The sequence below is a fragment of the Quisquiliibacterium sp. genome (assembly GCF_982640115.1).
The window spans coordinates 1-11144 of the sequence record NZ_CEXFHW010000136.1 but is presented as its reverse complement, the minus strand read 5'-3'; the positions used below and the strand labels follow the sequence as shown (position 1 = coordinate 11144).

The 11144-nt window shown below is 67.7% G+C and carries 13 protein-coding genes; 11 read left to right on the top strand and 2 right to left on the bottom strand.

Annotated features, from left to right (window positions below):
• Positions 1-432, bottom strand: a 432-nt coding sequence (locus tag AC2H6A_RS14235; RefSeq protein WP_484274258.1) for a tetratricopeptide repeat protein, incomplete at its 3' end; no start/stop codon positions are given.
• Positions 433-506: 74 nt separating this feature from the next.
• On the opposite strand from AC2H6A_RS14235, the gene AC2H6A_RS14230 reads away from it, so the two are divergent.
• Positions 507-1139 carry a glutathione S-transferase family protein gene (locus AC2H6A_RS14230; RefSeq protein WP_484274257.1) on the top strand — a complete coding sequence of 211 codons (633 nt, stop codon included), beginning with the start codon at positions 507-509 and terminating at the stop codon, positions 1137-1139.
• Between the two features lie 83 nt (positions 1140-1222).
• Here the strand turns inward: AC2H6A_RS14230 and AC2H6A_RS14225 are convergent, their stop codons facing one another.
• Positions 1223-2008: an NUDIX hydrolase gene (locus tag AC2H6A_RS14225; RefSeq protein ID WP_484274256.1), complete on the bottom strand. Its 786-nt coding sequence runs from the start codon at positions 2006-2008 to the stop codon at positions 1223-1225.
• Positions 2009-2352: 344 nt separating this feature from the next.
• Here AC2H6A_RS14225 and AC2H6A_RS14220 point away from each other — a divergent pair, with 344 nt between their 5' ends.
• The 10 genes from AC2H6A_RS14220 (at position 2353) to AC2H6A_RS14175 (ending at position 10974) form a co-directional block, all read left to right on the top strand.
• On the top strand, positions 2353-3138 hold the full coding sequence (locus AC2H6A_RS14220; RefSeq protein WP_484274255.1) for a GntR family transcriptional regulator: 786 nt from the start codon (positions 2353-2355) through the stop codon (positions 3136-3138).
• Between the two features lie 10 nt (positions 3139-3148).
• Positions 3149-4879 (top strand): fumarate reductase/succinate dehydrogenase flavoprotein subunit, encoded by a 1731-nt coding sequence (locus AC2H6A_RS14215; protein ID WP_484274254.1) that lies wholly within the window; start codon positions 3149-3151, stop codon positions 4877-4879.
• Between the two features lie 26 nt (positions 4880-4905).
• On the top strand, positions 4906-5139 hold the full coding sequence (locus AC2H6A_RS14210) for a 4Fe-4S dicluster domain-containing protein (protein ID WP_484274253.1): 234 nt from the start codon (positions 4906-4908) through the stop codon (positions 5137-5139).
• 7 nt (positions 5140-5146) lie between these two features.
• Positions 5147-6115 (top strand): HEAT repeat domain-containing protein, encoded by a 969-nt coding sequence (locus AC2H6A_RS14205; RefSeq protein ID WP_484274252.1) that lies wholly within the window; start codon positions 5147-5149, stop codon positions 6113-6115.
• Positions 6112-6441: a ferredoxin FdxA gene (gene fdxA / locus AC2H6A_RS14200; RefSeq protein WP_484274251.1), complete on the top strand. Its 330-nt coding sequence runs from the start codon at positions 6112-6114 to the stop codon at positions 6439-6441. The genes AC2H6A_RS14205 and fdxA overlap by 4 nt, the downstream gene beginning before the upstream one ends.
• A gap of 81 nt (positions 6442-6522) precedes the next feature.
• Positions 6523-7947, top strand: coding sequence for an ABC transporter substrate-binding protein (locus AC2H6A_RS14195; protein WP_484274250.1), 1425 nt, complete (start codon positions 6523-6525; stop codon positions 7945-7947).
• 26 nt (positions 7948-7973) lie between these two features.
• Entirely contained in the window at positions 7974-8930 is a 957-nt protein-coding gene (locus AC2H6A_RS14190) for an ABC transporter permease (protein ID WP_484274249.1), read from the top strand.
• Positions 8927-9799 carry an ABC transporter ATP-binding protein gene (locus tag AC2H6A_RS14185; RefSeq protein WP_484274248.1) on the top strand — a complete coding sequence of 291 codons (873 nt, stop codon included), beginning with the start codon at positions 8927-8929 and terminating at the stop codon, positions 9797-9799. The genes AC2H6A_RS14190 and AC2H6A_RS14185 overlap by 4 nt, the downstream gene beginning before the upstream one ends.
• On the top strand, positions 9799-10146 hold the full coding sequence (locus tag AC2H6A_RS14180; RefSeq protein ID WP_484274247.1) for a DUF971 domain-containing protein: 348 nt from the start codon (positions 9799-9801) through the stop codon (positions 10144-10146). The genes AC2H6A_RS14185 and AC2H6A_RS14180 overlap by 1 nt, the downstream gene beginning before the upstream one ends.
• Positions 10147-10197: 51 nt before the next feature.
• Positions 10198-10974: a ferredoxin--NADP reductase gene (locus AC2H6A_RS14175; protein WP_484274246.1), complete on the top strand. Its 777-nt coding sequence runs from the start codon at positions 10198-10200 to the stop codon at positions 10972-10974.
• Positions 10975-11144 lie beyond the last annotated feature (170 nt).

Sequence of the window (11144 nt, the reverse complement as noted above, 5' to 3'; positions counted from 1 at the left end):
GATCGCCTCCTGCGGACGCTGCAACTGCTGCAGCACCAGGCCGCGATTGCACAGCGCATCAACATGCTGCGGCTCGATGACCAGGGCCGCCTCGAAGGCCGTGAGCGCCTGCTCGAAGCGACCCAGCTCCGCCAGCGCGTTGCCCAGGTTGTAGCGCGCCGAGGCCAGGCCCGCATCGGCCTGAATGGCACGCTCGAACAGCACCACCGCGCCGGCCGCATCGCCCGCGCGGTGCGCGATCACGCCCAGCAGGTTGAGCGCACGCGCATGGCCCGGCTCGGCTGCCACCAGCGCCTCGAGCGCCCCTCGGGCCTCGGGCGCTCGGCCCTCGTTCAGCAGCGCCTGCGCGCGCTCATACGGCGCCGGCACGGGACCGGGCGCAGCCGCCGAAGCAGGCCGGGAACGCTGCAGAAAGCGGGGAAGGCGGAGCATGACCAGAGCCGGATCGAAACAGCCTGTGAAGTTACCATGCAGCCCCGTACTGCGGCCCGGAAAGGACAGCTCCGATGAAGCTCTACATGGTGCCGCTGGCGCCGAACCCCACCAAGGTGATGCTCTACATCGCCGAACGCGAAGCCACAGGTGCGGCCTTCGGCATCGAGCAGGTGGTGATCAACACCCTGAAGGGGCGACACCGCGAGCCCGCCCACCTCGCCCGCAATCCCTTCGGCACGCTGCCCGTGCTCGAACTCGGCGACGGCAGCTTCCTCATCGAATCGCTGACCATCATCGAGTATCTCGAGGAGCGGTTCCCCGAGGGCGCGCTCATGGGCAGCGACCCGCTGGCGCGCGCCCGCGCGCGCGACCTGGAGCGCACCGTGGAGCTGCGCCTGGCCAACCCGCTCGGCCAGTGGGTTCATGCCACCCGTTCGCCACTGGGCCTGCCGCCAGATCCGGCTCTGGCGGCGACGCTGCTCGAGCGCATGCAGCCGGTCCTTGACTTCCTGGAGGCCAGGCTGAGCGATGACCGGCCCCTTCTGGGCGGCGAATCCGTGTCGATCGCCGATGTCACACTGCAGGCGGCGCTGCAGTTCTCGCGCTTCGCCCAGGCCGATGTGCTTGGCGAACGGGCAGCGCTGCGGGCCTGGGATGCCCGATTCCGGCAGCGCCCGGCCGCCACCGCCGTGCTCAAGTGGTGAAGCAAGACCTCGCCCGACCGGGCGGGTTGTCTTTCACAGCCAGGGCTGCGGCATGACGGCGGGGATGCCGGGCTGAACCGGAGTCAGCCAGGTCCGCCCGCTGCGCGATGCTCGGTCAGCGTGAAGCCGGCATCGGTGGGGATGCACACGAAGCGACCCTCGGGCCGCGTTTCCATCCAGGGGCGAATCGGGACGATCGCCGAAGCCGCAGCGCGCTCGAAGGCCTCGGCCACGCTGCGCGACTCGGCGAGCCGCACCACATTGGACAGCGTCGGGAAGATCACCGTGCGCCGGCCGGCGCGCGCATCCTCGATCACCTGCTGCGGCGAGATCCACACCGAATCGACATTCTCATGGCCGTCGTGTCCAGCCACCTGATCGACCGGCACCCGCGCGAGGTAGAAGTGGGTGTCGAAGCGCTTGGGCATGAACTCGGGCGTGATCCAGTGCGAGAAGCGGGCAAGGTCGTCACAGGCGAGTTGGAGATCGCCCTCGACCAGCATGTCACCCAGCGTCAGGGTGTGCTTGTTCAGCCCCTCGCGCCAGCGCTCGAGATCGCCGTTGGCCACCAGCGGCGCACCGCCCTGACGACGGGCCAGCAGGATGCCCGACTCCTCGAAGGCCTCGCGGATGGCGGCGGCACGCAGCATCGACTGCTCCTCGCTGGGCGCGTCGTAACGGCTCAGGCGCGAGAGCACGCGGGGATCGCTGTCCTGAGGGTCGGCCTTGCCACCCGGAAAGACCAGCGCCCCGGAGGCGAAATCGATCTGATGGTGGCGGACCACCATGAACACCTCGAGGCCCTGCGCGCCGTCGCGCAGCAGCATGATGGTGGCGGCGGCCACCGGCTTGGCGATCTTCTCGGTCATCGGTCTGGTCCGTGGTGAATGGGCGCCGGCGGCGGCCGCTGGGTGCGGTATCGGCGCAGGACTGCATGGTCACCCATGCCGGGTGAGCCGCAGGCCCACCTCGTGTTCCGTTTTGGACGCAGCCGATCCGATCCGGTGCATTCCGGTCCGGACTCGGGCGCCGCATCCCGGAAAACGCGCAGGCCGCCTCGCTGCGGTGCGATCGATCGCGCGGCCCGCGCAGCCCCCGGAACGGGTCGAGAAGGGGGATTCGCGAGGGGAACGGGCAACCCGGGGGGATGAGCCGGGCTCGGTGGCACGGTGATTGCTAGTCATGACTTGTCATAACAAGTTGGATGCCGCCGATGTCGCCCGCCCGAAAGACCCGTGCGCAAGCCCCGGGCCTGGTCACCGCAAAGCCCGATCCGGTGCTGCCCCTGACCGCGCTCGCGCTGCACGCGCAGGTGCGGGAGACGATCCGGGCCCGCATCCTCGACGGCAGCTATCCGGCGCACTCGCAGGTGCCTTCCGAGAGCCAGATGATGGAGGCCTTCGGCGTGAGCCGGATCACCATCCGGCAGGCGCTCGGTGATCTGCAGAAGGAAGGCCTGATCTTCAAGATCGCCGGCAAGGGCAGCTTCGTGGCCAAGCCCAAGGCCTTTCAGAACCTCTCGAAGCTTCAGGGCTTCGGCGAAGCCATGGGCTCGTCCGGCTACGAGACCTTTTCGCAGGTGCTCAGCGTGCGCACCCAGCGCCCCAGCGAGGTGGTGATGAACCGCCTGCGACTGCGGAGCGGCGCGCGCGTGGTCGAGATCCAGCGCCTGCGCTACCTGAACCGGGCGCCGATCTCCGTGGATGTCAGCTACTTCCCGGAGGCGATCGGCGAGCGGCTCGCCCGTGAGGACCTGGCCCGGCGGGACATCTTCTCCATCCTGGAGAACGACCACGGGCTGACCCTCACGCATGCCGACCTGCAGATCGAGGCGATCTCCGCCGACGAATCGCTGGCCCGTCATCTGCGCATCGCCGAGTCCTCGCCGCTGCTGCGCATCGAACGCCTCACGCACGCCGGCGAGCAGCCGGTCGATTTCGAGTTCCTGTACTACCCGGGCGACGCCTTCCAGTACCGCCTGCGCATCGAACGAACCTAGGAGAACGCGGATGAAAACCATCGAGATGGACTATGACCTCGTCGTGATCGGCGGCGGAACCGGGGGGCCGATGGCCGCCGTGAAGGCGAAGGAGAAGAACCCGAAGCTGCGGGTGCTGCTGATCGACAAGGCCCATGTGAAGCGTTCCGGGGCGATCTCGATGGGCATGGACGGCCTGAACAACGCCGTGGTGCCCGGCCATGCGACGCCCGAGCAGTATGTCAAGGAGATCACGGTGGCCAACGACGGCATCGTGAACCAGGCCGCGGTGATGGCCTACGCCAGCGGCAGCTTCGAGATGATCCAGCAGCTCGACCGCTGGGGCGTGCGTTTCGAGAAGGACGAGACCGGCGACTACTCGGTGCGCAAGGTTCACCACCTTGGCGCCTATGTGCTGCCCATGCCCGAGGGGCATCACATGAAGAAGATCCTGTACCGCCAGCTCAAGCGGGCCCGGGTCGACATCACCAACCGGGTGGTGGTCACGCGCATCCTGACCGGCCCTTCCGGCGAAGTGGCCGCGGTGATGGGCTTCGATTGCCGCACTGCCGAGCTGTACCTGATCCGCACCCGCTCGGCGGTGCTGTGCACCGGGGCCGCCGGACGGCTGGGGCTGCCGTCGTCGGGCTACCTGATGGGCACCTACGAGAACCCCACCAACTGCGGTGATGGCCATGCCATGGCCTACCACGCCGGTGCCGACCTGGCCAATCTCGAGTGCTTCCAGATCAATCCGCTGATCAAGGACTACAACGGTCCGGCCTGCGCCTATGTCACCGGCCCGCTCGGCGGCTACACCGCCAACTCGCGGGGCGAGCGCTTCATCGAGTGCGACTACTGGAGCGGTCAGATGATGCTGGAGTTCTACAACGAGCTGCTCAGCGGCAAGGGACCGGTGTTCCTGAAGCTGGACCACCTCGCCGAGGAGACCATCCAGACCATCGAGACCATCCTGCACACCAACGAGCGGCCCAGCCGGGGCCGCTTCCACGAGAAGCGGGGCACCGACTACCGCTCCGAGATGATCGAGATGCACATCTCGGAGATCGGCTTCTGCAGCGGTCACAGCGCGTCAGGCATCCATGTGAACGAGCGCGGCGAGACCTCGGTTCCCGGGCTCTACGCCGCCGGTGACTGCGCCAGCGTGCCGCACAACTACATGCTCGGCGCCTTCGTGTACGGCAAGCTGTGTGGCGAGAACGCGGCCGACTACTGCGCCGGCGCCGAACAGACACGGCATGACGGCCAGGCGCAGGCCGACGAGGCCGCAAGGATCCTCGCGCCCCTGCAGCGCAGCGAGGGCCTCACGCCCTTCCAGCTCGAGTACAAGACCCGCCGGCTGGTCAACGACTACCTGCAGCCGCCGAAGATCACCCGCAAGTACGAGATCGGCCTGCGGCGCTTCGACGAGATCCGCGAGGACATGCACAACATGGTCGCCGCCAACCCCCATGAGCTGATGCGCGCCATGGAGGCGCACTCCATCCTCGACTGCGCCGAGATGGCCGCCCGTGCTTCGCTGTTCCGCACCGAGAGCCGCTGGGGCCTGTATCACCTCTATGTCGATCACCCCGAGCGCGACGACGAGAACTGGTTCTGCCACTCGCTGCTGAGCAAGTCCGGTGACGGACGCATGCAGATGCGCAAGGGCGAGGTCGAACCCTATGTGGTGGCGCTCGACGACGAGGAACGCACCGCCTACCAGCGCCTGCGCGTGGCCACGCCGGCCCAGGCTGCCTGACCGAACAACGACCGCAAGGAAACGCCATGACCATTGCCCTCACCCCGACCCAGGCGCCGGTGCGCGTCGATGCCGAGAAGTGCATCGCCCACAAGGGCTGCACCGTCTGCGTCGATGTCTGCCCGCTGGATGTGCTCGCGATCGACCTGAGCAAGGGAACCGCCTTCATGAAGTTCGACGAGTGCTGGTACTGCCTGCCCTGCGAGCAGGACTGCCCGACCGACGCGATCACCGTCGACATCCCCTACCTGCTGCGTTGAGACCGTGATGAGCCTTCCGACGAGCCTGAGCGATCGCCTGCGCGACGCCGACGCCACCGTCCGCCGGCTGGCGGTGATGGAGCTTCCCTACAGCGACGAGGACGACTTCGTGCCCATGCTGCTGCCCATGCTCGGCGATGCCGATGCACAGGTGCGCATCGAGGCCGCGCGCGCCCTCGAGGGGCAGGAGGAGCCGGAAGTGGTGCAGGCGCTGGCCTCACTGCTCCTCGATGAGGACGAGACGGTGCGCAGCGCCGTCGGCGCGGTGCTGGCCGAACTCAAGGAGCCGTCCTCGGCTCCACCCCTGCTGCCAATGCTGGGCGACACCGTCCCCGCCGCCACCCGCGCCATGGCCTTTCGCGCGATCCGCGAGCTGCGTTGCCCCGACGCCTTCGGTCCGGCGATGGCCTGCCTGCGCGACGCCGACGCCGCGGTTCGCCGCGAGGCGGTGGGTGTTCTGGGCTACCTCAAGAACGAGACCGCCCTGGGCGAGCTCGCCGAGGTGGCCGCCAACGACCCCGAGCCCGAGGTCCGCCGTATCGCGGTCGGCGCGCTGGGATTCGCCAGCTCGGTAAGTGTGCTGCCGGCGCTCACCCGGGCCCTGACCGACGGCCAGTGGATGGTGCGCGAGGAGGCCGCGCAGACCGTCGGCAAGCTGCGGCTGGCGCGGGCGATCACCGACCTGGTGCGCGCCATGGACGACGAGTACTGGCAGGTGCGCGTGAAGGCGGCGCGCGCACTCGGTCTGCTCAAGGCCGAGGCCGGTCTGCCGGCGCTCACCGCCTGCCTGAAGCATCCGATCAGCAACCTGCGAAAAGAGTCGGCGATCGCGCTCGGCGAGATCGGCGACACCCGGGCGATCGTGCCCCTGGAGGGTGCGCTCACCGATCCGGACCCCGATGTGCGCAAGCTCGCCCGACTGGCGCTGACCGCGATCGCAATCGCCCAGAAGGCCCGCAGCGGAGCCGCGACATGACCTTCGTGGTGACCGAGGCCTGCATCGGCTGCCGCTACACCGACTGCGTGTCGGTGTGCCCGGTGGACTGCTTTCATCAGGGCCCGAACTTCCTGGTGATCGACCCCGAGACCTGCATCGATTGCGCGGTCTGCGTGCCGGAGTGCCCGGTCAGCGCGATCGTCGCCGACACCGATCTGCCGGCGGATCAGCAGGCCTTCCTCGAGCTCAATGCCCGCCTCGCGCGGGAATGGCCGGTGATCGACCGGCAGCAGGACCCGCTCCCCGACGCCGAACGATGGGCAGCGGTGAGCGCCAAGCGCGACCGGCTGGAGATGCCCGGCTGAACCGGCTGCTCTGGCACAGGACTTGCAAAACCCCATTCGCCCCCAAACGCCCCGGCACCGACGCTGAAAGGAATCACGACCATGACCAGAAAGCTGTTGATCGGACTGGCCACCGCCCTGGCCACCTTCGGCCTGCCGGCCTTCGCGCAGCAGGAGGTGGTGATCGGGATCGGTGTGCAGAACACCACCACCAACACCGTGACCGGCGGTGTGGTGATCAAGGAGCTCAAGCTCCTCGAGAAGCATCTGCCGAAGACCGGCCGCTACAAGGATGTGAAGTTCAGGCTCGACTGGCAGAACTTCACTTCGGGCCCGCCGATCACCAACGGCATGATGGCGAAGAAGCTGCACATCGGCATGATGGGCGACTACCCCTTGCTGGTGAACGGCGCCACCGGGCAGTCCCAGCCTGGCAACGAGACCAAGCTGGTCGCGATCATCGCGTACAACGCATTCGGCTCGGGCAACGGGCTCGTGGTGCACAAGGACTCGCCCTACTACGAACTGGCCGACCTCAAGGGCAAGTCGGTGTCGGTGCCCTTCGGTTCGGCGGCGCACGGCATGCTGCTGCAGGCCATGCAGAGCCGTGGCTGGCCGGAGACCTTCTGGAACCTCTCCAGCCAGAGCCCTGAAGTGGGCACCACCAACCTGCAGGAAAAGAAGATCGACGGTCACGCGAACTTCGTGCCCTTCGCCGATCTTCTGCCCTACCGGGGATTCGCCCGCAAGATCTTCGACGGGGCCGAAACCAAGGTGCCCACCTTCCACGGCGTGGTGGTGCGAAAGGACTTCGCGGCCGAGTACCCGGAGGTGGTGGTGGCCTACATCAAGGCCCTGATGGAGGCCAACCAGTGGGTGCGCAGCAACCCGGCCGCGGCCATGGCGAAGGTGGAGGAGTGGACCCGCATCGAGAAGGAGGTGGCCTACCTCTATCTGGGACCGGGGGGCATCCACACCCTCGACCCCACGATCAAGCCCCGCTGGCTCGACACGATTCGTATCGGCCACGAGGTGCTGACAAAACTGAACCGGGTAAAGCCCCTCGACATCAATGCCTGGGTGGACGAGAGCTTCGTGCGCAAGGCCTTCGCCGAGAGCAAGCTCGACTACGAGGCCCAGAAACAGACCCTGGGTAACTATGACATCGGCGGCACCGACGCCCTGTGCAAGTTGCCGGTCACCCGCCCCAAGGAGTCGGGTGAGGTCTGGGTGGAGGGCGCGGCCATCTCGCCGCACGCCTCGGTGGTGTGCACGCTGGCCTCGGTGTCGCGCGCCCAGGCAGCCGGTCGCAAGGTGAAGGTGGCCTATGTGTACGACAGGGCGCTCGGCATCAAGGTCTTCGCCGACAAGGCCTTCTACTCGGTGAATGCCGCCGACCCGAAGAAGCCGGTGATCGTGCCCTTCCTGCTGAAGAAGGATGCCGAGGCGCATGCCGCCGGCAGCGGCGGCAAGCTGGTCGGATACCCCGAGGCGCTGGCCATGGCCGCGGCCGCGGCCGCGATCTGACACCCCCACCGACCACGGAGCTTCCCATGTCATCCGCGCCGCTGAGAGTTCTGGGCACCGAATCGCTTGCCGATGTGCCGGTGATGGCCACCGCACCGATCGCCCTGGTGGAACCGGCGGAGCGCACCCGCGGGGTGGCCGCCACGCCCGACGCGCAGGCCGCGGGATGGCGACTCGACCTGACGCTCGAGGCGTTGCGTCGACACGCTGCCGGGGCTGCCCTGGGTCTGTGTTCGCTCGCAGGCCTGGTGATCTTCTGGCATCTGGCCACCCGTTACCGATGGGACTTCTACATCCGGTTCACGAATCTGCCCACGCCCATGGAAGTGCTGGGTGTCCTCGGTCATGCGCTCGGATCGGACAAGTTCCTCACCAATGTGGGCATGAGCCTGCGCCGGATCTTCATTGGCTTCGGCGTGGCGGCGCTGCTTGGCGTGACGCTGGGCATGCTGATCGGCCGCTATCGGCTCACCCGCCAGTTGCTGTTCCCGGCCCTCGAGTGCCTGCGTCCGATCCCGGCGATTGCCTGGGTGCCGATCTCGATCATGCTCTGGCCGGACAACGAAGTGAGCATCGTCTTCATCACCTTCATCGGTGCGTTCTTTCCCATCCTGCTGAACACCGTGAGCGGGGTCCAGGGCGTGGAGGCCGTGCTGCTGCGGGCCGGGCAGTGCCTGGGCGCCCGGGAGTGGCGGGTGATGTGGCACATCGTGCTGCCAGGATCGGGGCCGCAGATCTTCACCGGTCTGGCGGTGGGCATGGGCGTGGCCTGGGTGTCGCTGATCGCCGCCGAGATGATCTCGGGCCAGTTCGGCATCGGCTACTTCACCTGGGAAGCCTATTCGCTGATCACCTACCCCGAGATCGTGCTCGGCATGATCACGATCGGCGTGCTCGGACTGGGCTGCAGCTGGCTGATCCGCGCCGCCGGCAGCCTGCTGATGCCCTGGCTGGCCTTTTCCCGAACCGGAGACCGGACATGAGAGACCCCACCTCCGCCGCCACCCGCGGCCTGATCGAGGTCCGCAACCTCGGCATGCGATTCGGCAACTCCCGACAGGCCGTGGTCGCGATCGACGATGTCTCGCTCACCGTGAACCCCGGCGAGTTCGTTTCGCTGATCGGACCCTCGGGCTGCGGCAAGTCGAGCCTGCTCAATGTGGTCGCCGGCTTTGCGCGGCCAAGCAGCGGCAGCGCGAGCCTGGACGGGGGGGCGATTGACGGGCCGGGCGCCAACCGCGGCGTGGTGTTCCAGCAGTACTCGCTGTTCCCCTGGATGACGGTCCGCCGCAATGTCGAATTCGGCCTGAAGATGCAGGGCGTGCCGGCAAGCAGTCGTGAGGCCACGGCCCGAACCCTGCTCGGCCTGGCCGGTCTGCTCGCCTTCGAGAATCACTATCCCGATCAGCTCTCGGGGGGCATGAAGCAGCGGGTGGGCATCGTGCGGGCGCTGGCCACCAGCCCGCAGGTGATGCTCATGGACGAGCCTTTCGGGGCGCTCGATGCCCAGACCCGGGTGGTGATGCAGCAGATCCTGACCAACATGTGGCAGAAGTTCCGGCTCTCGGTGCTCTTCATCACGCACGACATCGAGGAGGCGATCTTCCTGTCGGACCGGGTGTATGTGATGACCGCCCGACCCGGCCGCATCAAGGCCGAGGTGACCATCGACCTGCCCCGGCCCCGCACCGCCGAGATGATGTCCTCGGTCGCGTTCACGCAGATCCTGCACAAGCTGCGCAACCTCATCCGCGAAGAGAGTCTGGCCGCGATGGGCAGCGAGCTGCATGACGGCGGGCTGGAAGGCTTTGGCACCGAGGTCGGGCCCGAGGGCCTGAGGGAACTGGTCTGATGGACGCGGATGCAACCGCTGCGGATCGCGTCGCCGAGCCGGTGTCGATCGTGAGCCACCAGGGCAGCGGCGTGCTCGAGATCGTGTGGACCGACGATCATCGGTCGCGCATTGCCCATGCGCGGCTGCGCGAACAGTGCCGCTGCGCCGCCTGCGAAAGCCAGTGGCGTCGCCATGGCACCCGGGTGCAGGCCGATCCCGGCCTGCGTCTGGCGCAGATCCACCCGGTGTCGGTGCAGGGGCTGAACCTGGTGTTCAGCGACGGGCACGGGCGTGGCATCTACCCCTGGTCGCTGCTCAGACAGATCGGTGAACTGCCCGAGCCGCTCACGCCGACCAGCGCCTGAGGCGCGGCCCGGCCCTCCGCTCTCCACCACACGCCAACCCCATCCCACGCCATGTCCGCCTTCGGTACCGAGACCGTTCTGCAGGTGCATCACTGGAACGGGACCCTGTTCTCGTTTCGCACCACCCGAGACCGCGCGCTGCGCTTTCGCAACGGCCACTTCGTGATGCTGGGCCTGCCGGTAGCGGGCAAGCCGCTGCTGCGCGCCTACAGCGTGGCAAGCGCCAATCATGCCGAGCACCTGGAGTTCCTCAGCATCAAGGTGCCTGACGGGCCGCTGACATCGCGCCTGCAGCATCTGAAGGTGGGCGACGAGGTCATCGTCAGCCGCAAGCCGGTGGGCAGCCTGGTGCTCGATGATCTGCTGCCCGGCGAACGGGTGTTCCTGTTTGCCACCGGCACCGGGCTGGCGCCCTTCATGAGCATCATCCAGGACCCGGAGACCTACGAGCGGTTCCAGACCGTGGTTCTGGTGCACGGCGTGCGCGAGGTGAGCGAACTTGCCTACGCCGATTTCATCGGACGCAAGCTACCCGAAGACGAGCTGCTCGGCGAGCTGGTGCGTGGCCGGCTGCACTACTACCCCACGGTCACGCGCGAGCCCTTCCGCAATCGCGGCCGGCTGACCGACCTGATGCGTTCCGGCAAGCTGCTGGCCGATCTCGACCTGCCGCCGCTCGATCCCGCGCGGGATCGGGCCATGATCTGCGGCAGCCCCTCGATGCTCGCCGACACCTGCGCCATGCTCGACGAGCACGGATTCCGGATCAGTCCGCGCCAGGGCGAGGCCGGCGACTATGTCATCGAGCGGGCATTCGTCGAAAAATAGCGAATGGGCCTGATCGCCAGCGCCACCGCGGCGCGCCACCTCACCCCGAGGCAGGCCCTGGCGGGCCTGCGCCGCGCCCTGCCAGGCGCGGCGCTGTGCGGCGTGATCGCGCTGGCCGCCACCTTCGTCTCGCGGCAGTACGGCGGCCCTCAGTTCCTCTATGCGCTGCT

What these genes read in the sequence shown, in the direction of transcription:
- AC2H6A_RS14230 (WP_484274257.1), top strand. Translation starts at nt 507, where the DNA reads ATGAAGCTCTACATGGTGCCGCTGGCGCCGAACCCCACCAAGGTGATG.
- AC2H6A_RS14225 (WP_484274256.1), bottom strand. Translation starts at nt 2,008, where the DNA reads ATGACCGAGAAGATCGCCAAGCCGGTGGCCGCCGCCACCATCATGCTG.
- AC2H6A_RS14220 (WP_484274255.1), top strand. Translation starts at nt 2,353, where the DNA reads ATGTCGCCCGCCCGAAAGACCCGTGCGCAAGCCCCGGGCCTGGTCACC.
- AC2H6A_RS14215 (WP_484274254.1), top strand. Translation starts at nt 3,149, where the DNA reads ATGAAAACCATCGAGATGGACTATGACCTCGTCGTGATCGGCGGCGGA.
- AC2H6A_RS14210 (WP_484274253.1), top strand. Translation starts at nt 4,906, where the DNA reads ATGACCATTGCCCTCACCCCGACCCAGGCGCCGGTGCGCGTCGATGCC.
- AC2H6A_RS14205 (WP_484274252.1), top strand. Translation starts at nt 5,147, where the DNA reads ATGAGCCTTCCGACGAGCCTGAGCGATCGCCTGCGCGACGCCGACGCC.
- fdxA (WP_484274251.1), top strand. Translation starts at nt 6,112, where the DNA reads ATGACCTTCGTGGTGACCGAGGCCTGCATCGGCTGCCGCTACACCGAC.
- AC2H6A_RS14195 (WP_484274250.1), top strand. Translation starts at nt 6,523, where the DNA reads ATGACCAGAAAGCTGTTGATCGGACTGGCCACCGCCCTGGCCACCTTC.
- AC2H6A_RS14190 (WP_484274249.1), top strand. Translation starts at nt 7,974, where the DNA reads ATGTCATCCGCGCCGCTGAGAGTTCTGGGCACCGAATCGCTTGCCGAT.
- AC2H6A_RS14185 (WP_484274248.1), top strand. Translation starts at nt 8,927, where the DNA reads ATGAGAGACCCCACCTCCGCCGCCACCCGCGGCCTGATCGAGGTCCGC.
- AC2H6A_RS14180 (WP_484274247.1), top strand. Translation starts at nt 9,799, where the DNA reads ATGGACGCGGATGCAACCGCTGCGGATCGCGTCGCCGAGCCGGTGTCG.
- AC2H6A_RS14175 (WP_484274246.1), top strand. Translation starts at nt 10,198, where the DNA reads ATGTCCGCCTTCGGTACCGAGACCGTTCTGCAGGTGCATCACTGGAAC.